Annotated in this window: 18 protein-coding genes, 1 tRNA gene and 1 pseudogene; 12 read left to right on the top strand and 8 right to left on the bottom strand. The window is 66.8% G+C overall.

Features of this window, described 5'->3' with window-relative positions; translation table 11 throughout:
- Positions 1-156 precede the first annotated feature (156 nt).
- Both clpA and gloB read right to left on the bottom strand, forming a co-directional pair.
- On the bottom strand, positions 157-2,478 hold the full coding sequence (clpA, locus tag L632_RS0108495; protein WP_028712162.1) for an ATP-dependent Clp protease ATP-binding subunit ClpA: 2,322 nt from the start codon (positions 2,476-2,478) through the stop codon (positions 157-159).
- Positions 2,479-2,740: 262 nt separating this feature from the next.
- Entirely contained in the window at positions 2,741-3,487 is a 747-nt protein-coding gene (gene gloB / locus L632_RS0108490) for a hydroxyacylglutathione hydrolase (RefSeq protein ID WP_028712161.1), read from the bottom strand.
- A 51-nt stretch (positions 3,488-3,538) separates the two neighbouring features.
- Here gloB and L632_RS0108485 point away from each other — a divergent pair, with 51 nt between their 5' ends.
- From L632_RS0108485 to L632_RS0108455, 7 genes are all read left to right on the top strand, one after another.
- Positions 3,539-4,321 (top strand): methyltransferase domain-containing protein, encoded by a 783-nt coding sequence (locus L632_RS0108485; RefSeq protein ID WP_028712160.1) that lies wholly within the window; start codon positions 3,539-3,541, stop codon positions 4,319-4,321.
- Positions 4,322-4,758: 437 nt separating this feature from the next.
- The gene (locus tag L632_RS0108480; protein ID WP_198021811.1) at positions 4,759-5,319 is read left to right on the top strand and encodes a F0F1 ATP synthase subunit delta; all 561 of its coding nucleotides are present in this window, start codon (positions 4,759-4,761) and stop codon (positions 5,317-5,319) included.
- On the top strand, positions 5,319-6,854 hold the full coding sequence (atpA, locus tag L632_RS0108475) for a F0F1 ATP synthase subunit alpha (RefSeq protein ID WP_028712158.1): 1,536 nt from the start codon (positions 5,319-5,321) through the stop codon (positions 6,852-6,854). Before L632_RS0108480 ends, atpA begins: the two co-directional genes overlap by 1 nt.
- 12 nt (positions 6,855-6,866) lie before the next feature.
- Positions 6,867-7,739 (top strand): F0F1 ATP synthase subunit gamma, encoded by an 873-nt coding sequence (locus L632_RS0108470; RefSeq protein WP_028716623.1) that lies wholly within the window; start codon positions 6,867-6,869, stop codon positions 7,737-7,739.
- A gap of 17 nt (positions 7,740-7,756) precedes the next feature.
- Complete coding sequence (gene atpD, locus L632_RS0108465; protein ID WP_028716622.1) at positions 7,757-9,181, top strand: F0F1 ATP synthase subunit beta; 1,425 nt, start codon at positions 7,757-7,759, stop codon at positions 9,179-9,181.
- 9 nt (positions 9,182-9,190) lie between these two features.
- Positions 9,191-9,637 (top strand): F0F1 ATP synthase subunit epsilon, encoded by a 447-nt coding sequence (locus L632_RS0108460; RefSeq protein ID WP_028712155.1) that lies wholly within the window; start codon positions 9,191-9,193, stop codon positions 9,635-9,637.
- Between the two features lie 96 nt (positions 9,638-9,733).
- The gene (locus L632_RS0108455; RefSeq protein WP_028712154.1) at positions 9,734-10,084 is read left to right on the top strand and encodes an H-type lectin domain-containing protein; all 351 of its coding nucleotides are present in this window, start codon (positions 9,734-9,736) and stop codon (positions 10,082-10,084) included.
- Between the two features lie 8 nt (positions 10,085-10,092).
- Here L632_RS0108455 and L632_RS0108450 read toward each other — a convergent pair whose 3' ends face one another.
- Positions 10,093-10,863 (bottom strand): alpha/beta fold hydrolase, encoded by a 771-nt coding sequence (locus L632_RS0108450; protein WP_028716621.1) that lies wholly within the window; start codon positions 10,861-10,863, stop codon positions 10,093-10,095.
- The gene (locus L632_RS0108445; RefSeq protein WP_028712152.1) at positions 10,860-11,459 is read right to left on the bottom strand and encodes a 2-hydroxychromene-2-carboxylate isomerase; all 600 of its coding nucleotides are present in this window, start codon (positions 11,457-11,459) and stop codon (positions 10,860-10,862) included. Before L632_RS0108445 ends, L632_RS0108450 begins: the two co-directional genes overlap by 4 nt.
- An 81-nt stretch (positions 11,460-11,540) precedes the next feature.
- On the opposite strand from L632_RS0108445, the gene L632_RS0108440 reads away from it, so the two are divergent.
- On the top strand, positions 11,541-12,560 hold the full coding sequence (locus L632_RS0108440; RefSeq protein WP_028712151.1) for a ribose-phosphate pyrophosphokinase: 1,020 nt from the start codon (positions 11,541-11,543) through the stop codon (positions 12,558-12,560).
- A gap of 71 nt (positions 12,561-12,631) precedes the next feature.
- Here the strand turns inward: L632_RS0108440 and L632_RS0108435 are convergent, their stop codons facing one another.
- The 3 genes from L632_RS0108435 to rlmB all read right to left on the bottom strand — a co-directional run bounded on the left by L632_RS0108435 (position 12,632) and on the right by rlmB (position 14,578).
- Positions 12,632-13,084 (bottom strand): CoA-binding protein, encoded by a 453-nt coding sequence (locus L632_RS0108435; protein WP_028712150.1) that lies wholly within the window; start codon positions 13,082-13,084, stop codon positions 12,632-12,634.
- 183 nt (positions 13,085-13,267) lie between these two features.
- Complete coding sequence (locus L632_RS0108430) at positions 13,268-13,681, bottom strand: YHS domain-containing (seleno)protein (RefSeq protein WP_028712149.1); 414 nt, start codon at positions 13,679-13,681, stop codon at positions 13,268-13,270.
- 99 nt (positions 13,682-13,780) lie between these two features.
- The gene (gene rlmB, locus L632_RS0108425; protein WP_028712148.1) at positions 13,781-14,578 is read right to left on the bottom strand and encodes a 23S rRNA (guanosine(2251)-2'-O)-methyltransferase RlmB; all 798 of its coding nucleotides are present in this window, start codon (positions 14,576-14,578) and stop codon (positions 13,781-13,783) included.
- A 164-nt stretch (positions 14,579-14,742) separates the two neighbouring features.
- Here rlmB and L632_RS0108420 point away from each other — a divergent pair.
- The 4 genes from L632_RS0108420 to L632_RS22255 all read left to right on the top strand — a co-directional run bounded on the left by L632_RS0108420 (position 14,743) and on the right by L632_RS22255 (position 17,579).
- Positions 14,743-14,826, top strand: a tRNA-Tyr gene (locus L632_RS0108420).
- A gap of 230 nt (positions 14,827-15,056) precedes the next feature.
- Positions 15,057-15,914, top strand: a complete 858-nt coding sequence (locus L632_RS0108415; RefSeq protein ID WP_028716620.1) for a hypothetical protein — start codon at positions 15,057-15,059, stop codon at positions 15,912-15,914.
- The gene (locus L632_RS0108410; RefSeq protein WP_028716619.1) at positions 15,907-17,268 is read left to right on the top strand and encodes a plasmid recombination protein; all 1,362 of its coding nucleotides are present in this window, start codon (positions 15,907-15,909) and stop codon (positions 17,266-17,268) included. The genes L632_RS0108415 and L632_RS0108410 overlap by 8 nt, the downstream gene beginning before the upstream one ends.
- Before the next feature lie 104 nt (positions 17,269-17,372).
- On the top strand, positions 17,373-17,579 hold the full coding sequence (locus L632_RS22255) for a type II toxin-antitoxin system ParD family antitoxin (protein ID WP_051476400.1): 207 nt from the start codon (positions 17,373-17,375) through the stop codon (positions 17,577-17,579).
- Here the strand turns inward: L632_RS22255 and L632_RS23790 are convergent.
- A pseudogene (locus L632_RS23790) lies at positions 17,569-17,769 on the bottom strand (IS21 family transposase); the annotation flags it as partial. The gene L632_RS22255 and the pseudogene L632_RS23790 sit on opposite strands and share 11 nt — an antisense overlap.
- Positions 17,770-17,900: the final 131 nt, after the last annotated feature.

The raw sequence follows: 17,900 nt of genomic DNA, 5'->3' as shown, positions 1-17,900 counted from the left end.
CCTGGCTTTTGCGGACCGCGCGGGCTTTTTCCGCCGCACCGGGGGCGCCGCCCCCGGACCCCCGGGATATTTCGGCAAGAAAGAAGCAGGCGGTCGGCCGGGATGCGCAAGAAAAAGGCGGCGCGCGAGGCGCCGCCCCAAAGGCTTTGGGCGGTATCAGTCCGCCGTCAGCAGCGGCGGCTTGGAATTGCTGATCCTGGGCGTTTCGGGTCCGGTGATGTCGAAGACGGGCTTGTCGTCCTCGATCCTCACCCGGACCACGCCGCCCTTGGTCAGGCGGCCGAACAGCAGTTCCTCGGCCAGCGGTTTCTTGATCGATTCCTGGATCACCCGGCCCAGCGGGCGGGCGCCCATCTTCTCGTCATAGCCGCGTTCGGCCAGCCAGTCGGCGGCTTCCGGCGTCAGCTCGATATGCACGCCGCGGTCGATCAGCTGCGCCTCGAGCTGGAGGACGAACTTCTCGACCACCTGGACGATGATCTCGCGCGAGAGCGGCGCGAAGCTGATCACCGCATCCAGCCGGTTGCGGAATTCCGGCGTGAAGGTGCGCTCGATGGCGGCGGTATCCTCGCCCTCGCGGCGCTCGCGGCCGAAGCCGAAGGCGGCCTTGGCCTGGTCCGCCGCCCCCGCGTTCGAGGTCATGATCAGGATCACGTTGCGGAAATCCACTTGGCGGCCGTTATGGTCGGTGAGCTTGCCGTGGTCCATGACCTGCAGCAGGATGTTGTAGACATCCGGATGCGCCTTTTCGATCTCGTCCAGCAGCAGCACGCAATGCGGATGCTGGTCCACCCCGTCGGTCAGAAGCCCGCCCTGGTCGAAGCCCACATAGCCCGGAGGCGCGCCGATCAGCCGGCTGACCGCATGTTTCTCCATGTATTCGGACATGTCGAAACGCAGCAGCTCGACGCCGAGGGTCGCGGCCAGCTGCTTGGCGACCTCGGTCTTGCCGACGCCGGTGGGGCCGGCGAAGAGATAGTTGCCGATCGGCTTTTCCGGCTCGCGCAGTCCGGCCCGGGCCAGCTTGATCGCCGAGGACAACGCCTCGATCGCCGCATCCTGGCCGAAGACCAGGCGCTTGAGCGTCGCGTCGAGGTCCTTGAGCACCGCCGCATCGTCCTTGGAGACGCTTTTCGGCGGGATGCGGGCGATCTTGGCCACCACGGCCTCGATCTCCTTCGGGCCGATGGTCTTGCGGCGCTTGCTTTCGCTGACCAGATGCTGCGCCGCGCCGGCCTCGTCGATCACGTCGATGGCTTTGTCGGGCAGCTTGCGGTCGTGGATGTAGCGGGCCGAGAGCTCGACCGCCATCTTGATCGCGTCATTGGTATAGCGCAGATCGTGATGCTTTTCGAAGCTGGGCTTCAGCCCCATCAGGATCTTGATCGTGTCGGGCACGGTCGGCTCGTTCACGTCGATCTTCTGGAAGCGGCGCGACAGCGCGCGGTCCTTTTCGAAATGCTGGCGGAACTCCTTGTAGGTGGTCGAGCCCATGCAGCGCAGCTTGCCGCCGGCCAGCGCCGGCTTCAGCAGGTTCGAGGCGTCCATGGCGCCGCCCGAGGTGGCGCCGGCGCCGATCACGGTATGGATCTCGTCTATGAAGAGGATGGCGTCGGGATGCTCTTCCAGCTCCTTGACCACCGCTTTCAGCCGCTCCTCGAAATCGCCGCGATAGCGGGTGCCGGCCAGCAGCGCGCCCATGTCGAGCGAGAAGATGGTCGAGCCGGCCAGCACGTCCGGCGTCTCGCCGCGGGTGATCTTGAGCGCCAGGCCCTCGGCGATGGCGGTCTTGCCGACCCCCGGATCGCCGACCAGCAGCGGGTTGTTCTTGCGCCGGCGGCAGAGCACCTGGATGCAGCGCTCGACCTCGTCGGCGCGGCCGATCAGCGGATCGACATCGCCCTTGGAGGCCTTCTTGTTCAGGTTCACGCAATATTTCGCCAGCGCGGATTCGTCCTTGGCCTGCACCTGTTCGGCCTGGGCCTGTTCGCCCTGCTGCTCGGAGCCCTGCACCGGGCGGTTTTCCGAGAAGGACGGGTTCTTGGCGACGCCATGGGCGATGAAGTTCACCGCGTCGTAGCGGGTCATGTCCAGCTCTTGCAGGAAGAAGGCGGCGTTCGATTCCCGCTCGGCGAAGATGGCGACAAGGACATTGGCCCCCGTCACCTCGGTCCGGCCCGAGCTTTGGACATGGATCGCGGCGCGCTGGATCACGCGCTGGAATGCGGCGGTGGGGACGGCCTCGGAACCCTCGACATCGGTGATGAGGGTCGAAAGGTCGTCTTCGATGAACTCGACCAGCATCCGGCGCAACTCGTCCAGATCGACATTGCAGGCCCGCATTACCTTCACGGCATCGGGCTCCTCCGTCAGCGCGAGCAGCAGGTGCTCGAGCGTGGCAAGCTCATGGCGATGTTCGTTGGCCAGCGCAAGCGCGGCATGGATGGCCTGTTCCAACGAGGTCGAAAAGGACGGCACTTCAAGCTCCTGTCAGTCGGCTGGCGGTATGGGCCGCCAGATTTAGCGGTCCACCTGACCAGACTGTCACGATACAGTTAAGATTTGGTGGATTTGGCCGCAATTCAAGCGGTATTTGCTTTTACGCCTGCGGATTTTCCCGCGGTTGAGGCAGATGTGATATCCCCGTGGCCAGATTTCAAGCAGATGGTCCGGCGCAGGCGACCGGCCGCGCGCGGGGCCGGCCTGCCGCCGAATAATCTTGCCGCGTTGCAGAAATGGTTCAGAATCGGTCCTTCCTGGCGCGCAGCTCGGCAAAGACCCGGGCATCGGTTTCCCCGGACAATCCAAGGGAATCAGCAAGTTCCGCGACTCGCAGGAAGGGATTCGTCGCCCGTTCCTCGGCCAGGGTCGAGGGCGCGCAGGGCCGGGCGCCCGAGGCGGTTTCGGCCAGTCTTTTCTGCAGCGCGGCATTGTCGGGATCGACCGAAAGGGCGAAGGCGCCATTGCCGCGGCAATAATCGTGGCCCGAGCAGACCAGCGTCTCGGCCGGCAGCGCATTCAGCCGCGACAGCGAGGCCCACATCATTTCCGCATCGCCCTCGAACAGCCGGCCGCAGCCGAGCGCCATCAGGCTGTCGGCGGTGAAGACCATGGCCGAGCCCGGCAGGTGGAAGGCGACATGGCCGACGGTATGGCCGGAGACGTCGAGGACCTCGGCCGTCTCGCCGCACAGGGCGAAACGCTCGCCGGGGCGGACCGGGCGGTCCAGCGGCGGCAGGCGGGCGGCGTCATCGGCATTGCCGATCACCTGCGCGCCGGTTTTCCCGACCAGCTCGGGCACGGCCTGGATGTGGTCGGCATGGTGATGGGTCAGCGCGATCTGGTCCAGCGACCAGCCACGCGCCTGCAGCTCCTGCAGGATGGGCGCGGCCTCGGGCGCATCGACCAGCGCCGTCTGCCCGTTTCCGTGCAGCAGCCAGGCATAGTTGTCGGTCAGGCAGCGGACGGGAACCAGCTCCAGCGGCATTGGCAAACTCCTCTCTTTGCCGCAGTCTGGCCCCGGGAGGCCGGAGGCGCAATGCATCACGACGTGTTCGAGCTGCGGAAATTCTACTACACCCGCGCCCTGGGCCGGGTGGTGCAGCGCGTGCTGCGCGACCGGCTGACGGCGCTGTGGCCGCCGGAGCAGACGCAGGGCATGACGGTCGCCGGCTTCGGCTTCGCCGCGCCGCTGATGCGGCCCTATCTGGCGCGGGCGCGGCGGGTGGTTTCGCTGATGCCGGGGCCGCAGGGGGTGATGGCCTGGCCGGCCGGGATGTCGAACTGCTCGGTGCTGTGCGAGGAGACGGCCTGGCCGCTGGATACCGGCAGCGTCGACCGGCTGGTGCTGCTGCATGCGCTGGAGACGGCGGACCATCCGGCGGTGCTGCTGGACGAGGCCTGGCGTGTCTTGGGGCCGGGGGGGCGGATGCTGGCCATGGTGCCGAACCGGGCCGGGCTCTGGGCGCGGTCCGAGTCCACGCCCTTCGGCCTTGGCCGCAGCTATACGGCGGGCCAGCTCGAGGTGCAGGCCCGCGCCGCCGGCTTCGTCACCGAACGCACGGGCGCGGCGCTCTACATCCCGCCCTCGGACCGCCGCTTCTGGCTGAAAAGCGCGCAGATGTGGGAGCGGGCCGGCCTGCGCATCAGCCAGGTGCTGGTGGCGGGGGTGGTGCTGACCGAGTTTTCCAAGCAGGTGCAGGCGCCGGTCGGGCCCGGACGGCGTGTCAGCGTGCCGAGCCCGCTCGACGTTCTGGAGGGGATCGCCCGGCCGCGGCCGGCGGGGCAGGGCGCAGGACGCACGGCCCGGGATCCCGGCTGACGGGGCCGGCGCCGCTCGGGTTCCGGGCGAATCCCGGGGGTTGGGCAGGGGGCGGCGAATCCTGTTCGCGCGCCGGCCGGGCCGCGGGCTTGGTTCCGGCGGCTGCGGCGCGCCGAGGCGCAGCTGCGCGGGCCCGCCTCGGTGCCTTTCGGACACGACGGGATGGGAAAAAGGGAATCTGTTCGCGCGCGCGAAGGGCGGGGTGGGCCGCATGTTTGCGCAATCGGTCGCCGCGCCGCTCCGCCAAGGGTCGCAAAGCCTCATATTTCCGTGTTCAAGGCGGTTGCGGCAGGGAAAATCACCTGCTAGAGACGCCGCAGATTTCGGGAAGGCCTCAGCCCGATCCATGCCAGGGCCGACCCTTGACCCGCGCTCCGCGACAGACCGGCCCGCCAGCCGGCCCGCCAGCGGAGCTTGCGCTAACCGGAAGGATGACCGTGGCCAATTCCGCTTCGATTTCCGCTGATATCGCCGGGCGTTACGCGCAGGCCCTGTTCGATCTGGTTCGGGACTCGGGCGGCCTCGACGCCCTCTCCGCCCAGATCGACGATCTGGCCTCGGCCTTTGACGCCAGCGAGGATCTGCGCGCTCTGACCGTCTCGCCCCTTTACGACCGTCAGCAGCAGGAGGCCGCGATCGGCGCACTGGCCGGGCGCATGGGCCTGTCGGCCGAGCTGGCCAACACGCTGCGCCTGATGGCCCGGAACCGCCGGCTGTTCGCCCTGCCGCAGTTCGTGGCCAAGCTGCGCGGCCTGATCGCCGACGCCAAGGGCGAAGTCACCGCCGACGTGGTCAGCGCCCAGGCGCTGAGCGACGAACAGAAGACCCGCCTTGCGGACACGCTGGCCGCGAAATCGGGCAAGAAGGTCAAACTGAACGCGCGCGTCGATGAAAGCCTCATCGGCGGCATGATCGTCAAACTGGGCTCGCAGATGATCGACAGCTCGATCCGCTCGAAGCTCGCCTCCCTCCAGAATGCTATGAAAGAGGTCGGATAATGGGAATCCAGGCAGCCGAAATCTCGGCCATCCTCAAGGATCAGATCAAGAATTTCGGTCAGGACGCCGAGGTGGCCGAGGTCGGGCAGGTGCTGTCCGTCGGTGACGGCATCGCCCGCGTCTATGGCCTGGACAAGGTTCAGGCCGGCGAGATGGTCGAGTTCCCGGGCGGCATCCGCGGCATGGTGCTGAACCTTGAAACCGACAACGTCGGCGTCGTGATCTTCGGCGACGACCGCGACATCAAGGAAGGCGACACCGTCAAGCGGACCGGCGCCATCGTGGAGGTTCCCGCCGGCAAGGAGCTGCTGGGCCGCGTCGTGGACGCGCTCGGCAACCCGATCGACGGCAAGGGCCCGCTGAACGCCTCGGAGCGCCGCATCGCCGACGTCAAGGCCCCCGGCATCATGCCGCGCAAATCGGTGCACGAGCCGATGGCGACCGGCCTGAAATCGGTGGACGCCATGATCCCGGTCGGCCGCGGCCAGCGCGAGCTGATCATCGGCGACCGCCAGACCGGCAAGACCGCCATCGCGCTGGACACCATCCTGAACCAGGCGAACTACAACGGCCGCGAGGCCGATGGCATGAAGACCCTGCACTGCATCTATGTCGCCGTCGGCCAGAAGCGCTCGACCGTGGCCCAGCTGGTGAAGAAGCTGGAAGAGACCGGCGCCATGGCCTACACCACCGTCGTGGCCGCGACCGCCTCGGACCCGGCGCCGATGCAGTATCTGGCGCCCTATTCGGCCACCGCCATGGGCGAGTATTTCCGCGACAACGGCATGGATGCGCTGATCATCTATGACGACCTGTCGAAGCAGGCCGTGGCCTATCGCCAGATGTCGCTGCTGCTGCGCCGCCCGCCGGGGCGCGAGGCCTATCCGGGCGACGTGTTCTACCTGCATTCGCGCCTGCTGGAGCGTTCGGCCAAGCTGAACGAGGCCAATGGCGGCGGCTCGCTGACCGCGCTGCCGATCATCGAGACCCAGGCGGGCGACGTGTCGGCCTATATCCCGACCAACGTGATCTCGATCACCGACGGCCAGATCTTCCTGGAAACCGAGCTGTTCTTCCAGGGCATCCGCCCGGCCGTGAACACCGGCCTTTCGGTGTCGCGCGTCGGCTCGGCCGCCCAGACCAAGGCGATGAAATCCGTCGCCGGCCCGGTCAAGCTGGAACTGGCGCAGTATCGCGAGATGGCGGCCTTCGCGCAGTTCGGCTCGGACCTCGACGCCGCGACGCAGAAGCTCCTGAACCGCGGCGCCCGCCTGACCGAGCTGATGAAGCAGCCGCAATACTCGCCGCTGACCAATGCCGAGATCGTCATCGTCATCTATGCCGGCACCAAGGGCTATCTGGACGGCATCCCGGTCCGCGACGTGACCAAATGGGAGCAGGGGCTGATCCAGTATCTGCGCAACCAGAAGGCCGATCTGCTTGAGGACATGACCAGGAACGACCGCAAGGTGGCGGGCGAGCTTGAGGATGCGATCAAGGCAGCGCTGGACGGCTACGCCAAGACCTACGCCTGAGGGGAGGGATAGATGCCCAGCCTCAAGGATCTCAAGAACCGGATCGGCAGCGTCAAGAACACGCGCAAGATCACCAAGGCGATGCAGATGGTCGCCGCCGCGAAACTGCGCCGCGCGCAGGAAGCGGCGGAAGCCGCGCGCCCCTATGCCGACCGGATGGCCTCGGTGATGGCCGGGCTGACCGCTGCGGCGGTGGGCTCGGACCTGGCGCCGCGGCTGCTGGCGGGGACCGGCGAGGATCGCCGTCACCTGCTGGTGGTGATGACCTCGGAGCGCGGGCTTGCGGGCGGGTTCAACTCGTCCATCGTCAAGCTCGCCCGCCAGCGCCTGCAGGACCTGCAGGCGCAGGGCAAGCAGGTGTCGATCCTGACCGTCGGCAAGAAGGGCCGCGAGCAGCTCAAGCGCGAATATGGCGAGCTCTTCGTCCATCACGTCGACATGAGCGAGGTCAAGCGCATCGGCTATGACAATGCGCGCGCCATCGCCGACGAGATTCTCGACCGGTTCGACGCCGGCGGGTTCGACGTGGCGACGCTGTTCTACAACCGCTTCGAATCCGTCATCAGCCAGGTTCCGACCGCCCGGCAGATCATCCCCGCCGTGGTCGAGGAGGGCGAGGCCGAGGCTTCGGCGCTCTATGACTACGAACCGGACGAGCACGCGATCCTGAACGACCTGCTGCCGCGCTCGGTGGCGACGCAGGTCTTTGCGGCGCTGCTGGAGAACGCGGCCTCGGAACAGGGCGCGCGGATGACCGCCATGGACAACGCCACGCGCAATGCCGGCGACATGATCGACAGGCTGACGACGGAATACAACCGCTCGCGTCAGGCCGCGATCACCAAGGAACTGATTGAAATCATCTCGGGCGCAGAGGCGCTCTGACACGTAGAGGTAGAGACATGGCAGAGGCCAATGGAAAAATCACGCAGGTGATCGGCGCCGTCGTCGACGTGCAGTTCGACGGCCAGCTTCCCGCGATTCTGAACGCTCTGGAAACCGAGAACAACGGCAAGCGCCTGGTGCTGGAAGTGGCCCAGCACCTGGGCGAGAACACCGTCCGCACCATCGCCATGGACGCGACCGAAGGTCTGGTCCGCGGCCTGCCGGTGAAGGATACCGGCGGCCCGATCATGGTTCCGGTCGGCGATGCGACCCTGGGCCGCATCCTGAACGTCGTCGGCGAGCCGGTCGATGAAGGCGGCCCGGTCGAGGCGTCCGAGACCCGCGCCATCCACCAGCCGGCCCCGGATTTCGCCGCCCAGGCGACCGCGTCCGAGATCCTCGTCACCGGCATCAAGGTCATCGACCTGCTGGCCCCCTATTCCAAGGGCGGCAAGATCGGCCTGTTCGGCGGCGCCGGCGTGGGCAAGACGGTTCTGATCATGGAACTGATCAACAACATCGCCAAGGTGCATTCGGGCTATTCGGTGTTCGCGGGCGTGGGCGAGCGGACCCGCGAAGGCAACGACCTTTACCACGAGATGGTGGAATCGGGCGTCATCAAGCCCGACAACCTGTCGCAATCGCAGGTGGCGCTGGTCTATGGCCAGATGAACGAGCCTCCGGGGGCGCGGATGCGCGTGGCGCTGACCGGCCTGACCCTGGCCGAACAGTTCCGCGACCAGTCGGGCACCGATGTGCTGTTCTTCGTGGACAACATCTTCCGCTTCACCCAGGCGGGTTCCGAGGTGTCGGCGCTTCTGGGCCGCATCCCCTCGGCCGTGGGCTACCAGCCGACGCTGGCCACCGACATGGGCGCGCTGCAGGAACGCATCACCTCGACCAAGGCCGGCTCGATCACCTCGGTGCAGGCAATCTACGTTCCGGCCGACGACCTGACCGACCCGGCGCCGGCGACCTCCTTCGCGCATCTCGACGCCACGACCGTGCTGTCGCGCGCGATCTCGGAGCTTGGCATCTATCCGGCGGTTGACCCGCTCGACTCGACCTCGCGGATCCTCGATCCGGCCATCGTCGGCGAAGAGCATTACCAGGTCGCCCGCGACGTCCAGGGCATCCTGCAGAAATACAAGTCGCTGCAGGACATCATCGCCATTCTCGGCATGGACGAGCTGTCGGAAGAGGACAAGCTGACCGTGGCCCGCGCCCGCAAGATCCAGCGTTTCCTGTCGCAGCCCTTCGACGTGGCCAAGGTCTTCACCGGCTCTGATGGCGTGCAGGTGCCGCTGGAGGACACGATCCGCTCGTTCAAGGCGGTGGTGGCCGGCGAATACGACCACCTGCCGGAAGCGGCCTTCTACATGGTCGGCGGCATCGAGGAAGTGAAAGCCAAGGCTCAGCGTCTCGCCGCTGACGCGGCGTAAGGAGGCGACATGGCCGACACGATGCAGTTCGACCTCGTCTCGCCGGAACGGAACCTGGTTTCCGTCCCGGTGCGCGAGGTGCGCCTGCCCGGCGCCGAGGGCGACCTGACGGCGATGCCCGGCCATGCGCCGGCCATCGTCAACCTGCGCCCCGGTCTGGTGACCGTGGTGGCAGGCGACGGGTCCGAGACGGAATTCGCGGTGACCGGCGGCTTCGCCGAGATCAACAACGACTCCGTCACCCTGCTGGCCGAACGCGGGCATCCCCGGGCCGAGATGACCCAGGAGGTCTTCAACGAGATGATGGCCCAGGCCCATCGTCGCGTTCAGGCCGCCAAGGAACGCGAATCTGCCGGAGAGGAGCTGGTCGCCGCCGCGGTCAAGCTGCTGGCCGACATGGAGGCGCTTGGCACCCATATCGGGCTGGACCCGAACCAGGCCAATTTCCCGCATTAGCTGGATATTGACTAAAAGGATAATAAGCCCCGGTTTTCCCGGGGCTTTATTTATCCGCTGCCGTGGAATTTCATGGTGCGAAGGGAGGAGCGCGCCTTGAGACGTTTTGGACATTTCGCCGTGGGCGTCGCCCAGGGCTCGGCCGAGATGTTTTCGGCCTTCGAGAGCGGCGGGCCGATGTGGACCGGCCACGGCCCGCGGGTCGAAACCCAGGACGTGCGCTTTGACGAAAGCTTCGCCGAGCCGCCGGTGGTGCATGTCTCGCTGAGCATGTGGGACATCGACCGCAACGCCAACCAGCGCGCCGACATCCAGGCGGTGAACATCACCCGGCAGGGTTTCGCGCTGCAGTTCCGCACCTGGGGCGACACCCGCGTGGCGCGGGTGCGGGCCAGCTGGTTGGCCGTCGGCCCGGTCCGGCATGAGGAGGACTGGGATCTGGAATGATCCGCCGCTCAGGCGCGGTCCAGATTCAGCCCGATCAGCTCGGCGACCTGCCGGGGATGGGTGATCGGCAGCATGTGGCCGGCCCCCGGAACGCGGGCGCGCCCGACATCCGGCAGGCGGGCCGCCAGCGCGTCGGCGATTGCCGGGATCACCGGCGGGGATTCCTCGCCCATGACGATCAGCACCGGCGCGTCGATGGCCTCCAGCCCGCCCTCGCGCAGGATATTGGCGGTATCCTGGCGCAGCGCCTCGTTGCTGGCCTGGACCAGATGGATCTGCCGCGCCAGGCGCGCCTTGCCCGCGGGGGTCTGCGATTGCCAGTCGAGCCCGCCCCAGATGGCCAGGAAAGCCTCGGCCGCCTCGGCATCCGCGCCGGCGGCAAGCCGCGCCGCGATATCGTCCAGCAGCGCGTCGTTCATGGCCTCGGGCGCGGCGGCGAACAGCACCGGCTCGATCAGGGTCAGGCTGCGCACTGCCTCGGGCGCCGCCACGGCGATGCGCAGCGCGACGGTGGCGCCCATGCTGTGCCCGATCAGGTCCAGCGGCCGGTCGATCAGCGACGCCGCCTCGCGGGTCACGAAGGTATGGTAATCGGGCGGCCCGCCGGCCCAGTCGGGGCTCTGGCCATGGCCGGGCAGGTCGGGCGCGGCGATCTGCACGCGGTCGTGCAGATCCGCGGCGATGGGCCGCCAATAGCGGGCATTGCCCATCATGCAATGCAGCGCCAGGGCCGGGCGGTCCTCGTGCCCCGGCCAGCGCCTCAGATGCAGCGCGCTCACAGGCTTTCCAGGTGCCGGTCGAGAAAATCCAGCCGGTCCTGGCCCCAGAAACGCTCGCCGCTTTCGCGCACCACATAGAAGGGCGAGCCGAAGACGCCGGCCTCGACCGCCTCTTCGAGGTTGCGGCCGAAGGTCTCGGCCCCGACAAACAGGCCCTTGTTGGCAAGCTCGGGATCGAAGCCGGCGGCGGCGAGCCTGTCGCGGATCACCGCGTCGTCGGCGATGTCGGCATCCTCGGCCCAGACCGCGCGCAGGAAGCCCTGCACCAGCCCCGGCAGGTCGCCGCCGCCGGCCTCTTGCGCGGCGATGATGGCATAGGAGGAGGGCGCCGGGTTCACCGGCCAGAAGGCGGGCTTCAGCTTCAGGGGCATGCCCAGATGCTCGGACCAGCGCCGCAACTCCTGCGCGCGGTATTCCATCCGCGAGGGGTGGCGGTTCGCCGGCCGCACGCCGCCGGTGCGGTCGAAAAGCTGCAGCAGATCCACCGGCTTGTAGGTGATCGTCGCGCCGTGGCCCGCGGCGATCCGTTCGAGCCGGTCGCCGGCCAGATAGGCCCAGGGGCTGGGTGTGCCGAAGTAATAGTCGATATGCGCCATGGGTGAGCCTCCGGGGTTTGCGGGCAGGCTAGCCCGGTGCTAAGCGGGGTGCAATCGCACGAATCCAGACAGGGAAAGCCCATGCCGGCCATGACCGAACCGAAGCTCATCGCGGGGAATGCGAACCGGCCTCTGGCCAATGCCATCGCCCGCCGCATGTCGATGCATCGCGGGATGAATGTCGCCCCCGTCGAGGCGCGGGTCGAGCGTTTCAACGATCAGGAGATCTTCGTCGAGGTCTATGAGAACGTCCGCGGCGAGGACATGTTCATCATCCAGCCGACCTCGAACCCGGCCAATGACAACCTGATGGAGCTGCTGATCATGACCGACGCGCTGAAGCGTTCGTCGGCGGCGCGCATCACCGCGGTGATCCCCTATTTCGGCTATGCCCGCCAGGACCGCCGCGCCAAGGCCCGCACGCCGATCAGCGCCAAGCTGGTCGCCAACCTGCTGACCGAGGCGGGGGTGGACCGGGTGCTGACGCTGGACCTGCACGCGGCGCAGATCCAGGGCTTTTTCGATATTCCGGTGGACAACCTCTATGCCGCGCCGGTCTTTGCCCTGGACATCAAGCATCATTTCCGCGAGCGGCTGTCCGATCTGATGGTGATCTCGCCCGATGTGGGCGGCGTGGCGCGGGCGCGGGAACTGGCGCAGCGCATCGGCGCGCCCTTGGCCATCGTCGACAAGCGCCGCGAGAAGCCGGGCGAGGTGGCCGAGATGACGGTGATCGGCGACGTGACCGGCAAGACCTGCATCATCGTCGACGACATCTGCGATACCGCCGGCACGCTGTGCAAGGCGGCGCAGGTGCTGACCGAGCACGGCGCGACCGAGGTGCATGCCTATATCACCCACGGCGTCCTTTCCGGCCCGGCGGTCGAGCGGGTGCAGGGCTCGGTGATGAAATCGCTGGTGATCACCGATTCCATCGAGCCGACCGAGAAGGTGAGATCCGCCTCGAACATCCGCATCGTGCCGACCGCGCCGATGTTCGCCCAGGCGATCCTGAACATCTGGAACGGCACCTCGGTCAGCTCGCTTTTCGAGGTCGATACGCTGGGGCCGATCTACGAAGGGCTCTATTCCGGCGTCTGACCGCAACCCGGACAAGGCAAGGCCCCGGATCCCAAAGGTCCCGGGGCCTTTTTCATGCGCTTCGGGCCGCGCTAGAGAAAGCGCGGGAACTCGATCTTGGGGCAACGGTCCTCGATCACCGTCAGGCCGCGGGCGCGGGCGCGGCTGGCGGCAATCGGGTGGCGGATGCCAAGCTGCATCCAGATCGTGCCCAGCCGGGGCAGGTGGCCCATGGCTTGCTCGACGATGGCCGGCACCGCCTCGGGGCGGCGGAAGATGTCCACCATGTCCACCCCGGTTTCGGGCGGAATCGCCCGCAGGTCGGGATAGACCCTTTCGTCCAGGATGGTGCTGCCGGCATGGCCCGGATTGACCGGGATGATGCGGTAGCCCTGCGATTTCAGGTAACGGGCGACGCCCCAGGATGGTCGGGCCTCGTTCGGCGACAGGCCGACGATGGCGATGCAGCGCGCCGTGCGGGCGATGCGCGCAATGTCGTCATCGACCGGCGAGGTGCCGATATCGCGAAGTATTGCCAGGCTCATATGATCCTCCCCCAGATCTCAACCGAAAGTGGCATGGAAAAAGCGCCCGGTCCAGTAGTCTGGCCGGGCGCAAGTCGCGGAACGAGGGACAGTGATCTGAACATGACCGTTCCGTGGTCATGTCCGGTAAATAAATGGGAACCGTGGCCAAAAAGTTCCACCCCCATCGCAAAAAAGTGAGTTTCAGGGGTTCATGCGCGACCAGACGGCCTTGGCGCGCATCAGGATTTGCTGCGGATCGGCAAGAAGTCGCTCACGTGCCTGTTCCGAACGCAGCAGATAGGTGCGCTGGCCGATCACCACGAAATGGCGCGGATTGCCCGGCTCTGACCGGCCCTCGGACAGGGCGACCACGCAAAGGCCGCCCAAGCCTGGGGCGTAAGCCTTTGGATTGGCTTCGAAAAGATTGCGGTTATGCTCGCTGGCGAAGTGCCAGGCCTGGCCGCGCCAGACCGTGACCAGATCGGTGCGCCCCGGCACCGCGGCGTTCTCGGTCCCGTAGGAGACCGGATCCATGCCGTCGAGCGCCCAATTCTGTGCCATTGCCCCGGAAACGGGCAAGGCGAGCAGCAGGCTGGCGAGAAACGGTCGAATCATGGCGGCGCTGGGGTGAGGGGCGATGCCTTCGATCTGGCAAAGCCATGGCCGATTCTCAACCCGGCCGGGCGATTTCTAGCGCCGATGTGATGGCCGCGCTCAGCTCTGTGAAGCGGCATAGAGCGCCACCGCCGCCGCGTTCGAGACGTTGAGCGAGCCGAAATCCGCGGCGAAGGGAATCCGCAGGATGCGATCGCAGGTTTCTCGGGTGCGCTCGCGCAGGCCGGGGCCCTCGGCCCCCAGCACCAGGCAGAGCGGCCGGCCCGCCAGTTCGCGCAGCGCCCCGGGCAGGGCCTCGGTGCCGGTGCCGTCCAGCCCCAGCACCACATAGCCCATGGCCTGCAGTTCGATCAGCGCCTCGGCCAGATTGGTAACCCGCAGATAGGGCTGCCGCTCCAGCGCGCCCGAGGCGGTCTTGGCCAGCGCCCCGGTCTCGGGCGCCGAGTGGCGCGCCGGGGCGATGACCGCGCGCGCGCCGAAGACCTCGGCCGAGCGCAGGATGGCGCCGACATTATGCGGGTCGGTCACCCGGTCCAGCGCCACCAGCAGCGGCCGCCCCGGGCCCGACAGCGCCAGATCGGCCAGGCTGTCCCATTTCAGCGGCTTCACCTCCAGCGCCGCGCCCTGATGCACGCTTTCCGGCGGCAGCGGCACGGTTCGGTCGAAGCTGCGGGCATCCGCGATCTCGGCTTCAAGCCCCTCGGGCAGGGGGCCGAGGCGGTCCAGCGCGTTGCGGGTCACGACCAGCCGCAGCTTCTCGCGCCGCGGATTGGCCAGCGCGTCGCGCACGGCGTGCAGGCCGAACAGCCAGACGGTTTCGGCCGCGGCGGCGCGGCGGGCGCGTTCCTTGTCGATGACCCAGGCGGGCTTCTTGGTCTTCTGCGGTTTTTCGGCCATGTCGGATTCCCGGTTATGGTTCCGACTGCGCAGAAATCGCGGCCGAATGCAAGTTTTCCGGCCGCCGCGCCGCCCGGCCGAGAAAGCGCAAGATTCTGGCCGCATCCCGCTTGACGCCCCCGAGCGGGCGGGATAATCACCCCTCCACGCCGAGAGCGTTCGGCGGGCGACGTGCTGCAAGGTGCGGCAGCGGACTGTAACTCCGCCGGGGAGACCCATGCCTGGTTCGATTCCAGGGTCGCCCACCACTTCTTCTGAAAACTGAACGAAATCAACGAAGTGGTGTCCCGCATTCGTGCAATGCGGCAGTATACAAATCAATAGGTTATGACGCAGGTGTCCCGCAGTTCCGGGCCTTGTCTGTGCAAAAGAAAGCCGCCGGAGGAGCTGGCACTCCATCCGACGGCACTGTCAAAGGTCTTCTGACAAAAGAATATGTCACAGTTTCCCGCCGCGCAACCCCGTGGGGAGGTGCAGCATGAGCTGGAAGGTCGCGAATCTTTGCGCCGGGCGGCGCTTCGGTAGTCCGGTGCGAAAACAGATCATCATGTTTCTGGCCGACAAGGCCAGCGATGACGGGTCGGGCATCTGGTGTTCCAAGGGAACGATCCAGCGCTACACCGAGCTTGGCGAAACCACCGTCAAGCGCACGATCAACGAATTCCTGAACGAAGGCATCCTGATCGAGACCGGCCGCCGTGCCTGCAAGAACGGTTTTACCGTCGTCTATCGCATTTCCCTTGCCGCCGTCCGCACCCTGGAGGGCATTGCCGAACCCGATGATGAGACGGGGTCCACAGAGGACGGGGTCTACCGTGAACCCGGAACGGGGTCCGCTGCGGACCCGGTACCCCGTCCACAGCGGACCCCAAACCATCCTGAAACCATCCATAAACCACCTTCGCGCGCAGGCGCGCGCGAGGCGGCGGCTGAATATCTTGAGATATTGAAGGCCTATCCAACCGACCGATGTCGCAACGAAGCGGCCTGCCTGCACCACGTTGAGGCTGCCATGCAGGAGGTCGGGTATGAAAAGCTTCTCTCGGCTGTAAAGCGCTATGCGCTGGAGACCGCAGGCTATACGCGCTCAAAGGTCTGCTTCTCGGATAACTGGTTCAGGGTGGGCCGCTGGCGCGATTACATCGCGGACGAGCCGGAATCGCCTCAGGTGCCCACCCCGGCGCATGCGGCAAAAACTGCCGACTGGATCAAATCCCGTCACCCTTTGTGTCGAACGCTCAGCGTCGGGCAGGTCCGTATGGCGCTGGACCTGGAGCTGGTTTCCCGCAGCGAAGTGCGCGCCGCAGGCTTCAGCGAGGGCTTGCGTTATGTCTGAGCGTAGCGGCAAATCGATCTTCGCGCACAAGCAGACCTATTCGCGCAAGGGCAACAGCAAGAGCCGGTCGGTCAGCGAGGTCGCGGATGAGGCCGAGCGGCTGGACGGGGCCTGCCCGCATGTCGAAGATCCGCAGCCGCCCACCATCCTCGAAGGCATGCGGCCTTCGGAGGTGGTCGCGCTGATCGAGCAGCGCGTCGCCGAACAAAACAAGCTGCTGCGCCGATTGCGCAAGGAGCAGCCGGAGCGGAAGGAGGCGCTGCGGAGCATCCGCAGCGACACGCATGTGATGATCGGCAGCGTCTTTAGTTTTCCCGACCCGGTCGAGGATATGGATGAGGCCGATTATCTGCGCTGGCGCAAGGACGTGATCGCCTTCGCCAGGGTCGATGCCGCGCGCAACGCGGCCGAGGTGGTGAGCATCGTCGAGCATCGCGACGAAGCCCACCCGCATGTGCATGTGCTGGCCGTGCCCATATGTGCAGAGGGCAATATGCGCATGGACGCCAAGCGCTGCCATGAGGGCCATCGCGAGCAGGACCGGCACAAGGATCACGGCTGGTCCGGTTCGCCGTCGCGCAGCTACAAGCAGGCGATGCGCGGCTGGCAGGACCGCTATCACGCCGAGGTCGGCGCGAAGCATGGGCAGGCCCGGACGGGACCACGCCGCCGCCGTCTGGACCGGCCTGCGTGGAAGGCCGAGCAGGAGCGGCTGAAGGCGCAGAAGGAGGCAGAGATTGCCATCTTGCGCGCCGAAGAGGCTCGTCGCCTTGCCGACGAGGAAGAGCGCCGCCGCGACCTGGTCATGCAGGACACGGTCGCCAGACGGCTTCGGGAGGCCGAGACGGTCCATGCCATCGCTGCCGGTGGGCTGATCGCCGCCATCCGGCAGATCGATCCCGACCCGGTGCTGCGGGAGCTGCTGGAGACGCCGGGGGAGATGGGCGCTTGGACGCATCACGATGCAGATCGCAACCGCGAAATGCACAACGCGCTGGCGCCGGTTCTCAGCGACGGGCTGGAAGCCCTGCGCCAGCCGCTGACAGGTCGGGGGCTGCTCGGCGGTCTGTCCGGCTTCCTGCGCGGGGTCGCGGGTTGGGTCCATCGCCTCGCCGATACCAGCCCGCGCTGGCTGAAATGGCCGGAGACCGTGGCCTATGTGGCGCAAGGGGCGAAGCAGGCGTTCGGCACGACTTACACGGCCTCGACCCTGGTCGGGGTCATTGAGGCCTCGCCGGCATGGCAATCCTTCAGCGGCGAGGCGAGAGCGCGGCTGGATCAGGTGCGGGCGATGCAAGCGCTGACGAATCCGCGCGACTCTCGACCAGACGCTTCATCGCAAAGGGGCATATGACAACATGCGCCTATGCCAATATGCCCATCCGGCAACCCAGAGCCGGCAATTGCGGATGATACGATTTTTTGGTAATATCTGGTATCGACGCGCAGGAGGCCCGCATGTCCCGCAACACATCGGTTTCGCTCGGCGATCACTTCGTCAGCTTCATCGACGCGCAGGTGAAGGGCGGCCGCTATGGCTCGGCCAGCGACGTGGTGCGGGCAGGGCTGCGGCTCCTGGAGGAGCACGAGGCCAAGGTAAAGGCCCTTCAGGACGCCCTGATCGCCGGAGAGGACTCCGGCCGGGCGGAAGGCTTCGACCTCTGACCTGCCGCTGCTTGCGCGGCATCGAACGGTCCGCCTCCAGCCAGCCCTCGATGATCGGGATGAAAGGATCAAGCTTTGGCCGCCTGACCTCGGCCGTCCGTCGGTAGCCCGGTGGCACCGAGAAGGTCATCATCTTCGCAACCGTGTCACGCGAGATGTTGAACACCCGCGCCGCTTCCCGCTGGCTCATGCCTTCCGCGCAAGCCTGGCGAACTCTCAGATATAGGTCCACGCTGTAAATCCTCACGCCCTCCCTGCCGCCGCAGAAAGGGAATAGGTGGACGACTTTTACGCCGCCCGCAGCAGCACCAAGCCACCGCT

The organism is Paracoccus sp. J39 (genome assembly GCF_000518925.1).
GTDB lineage: Bacteria > Pseudomonadota > Alphaproteobacteria > Rhodobacterales > Rhodobacteraceae > Paracoccus.
Note: the sequence above shows the minus strand (reverse complement) of the source record. Positions and strands in the feature narration are given on the sequence as shown.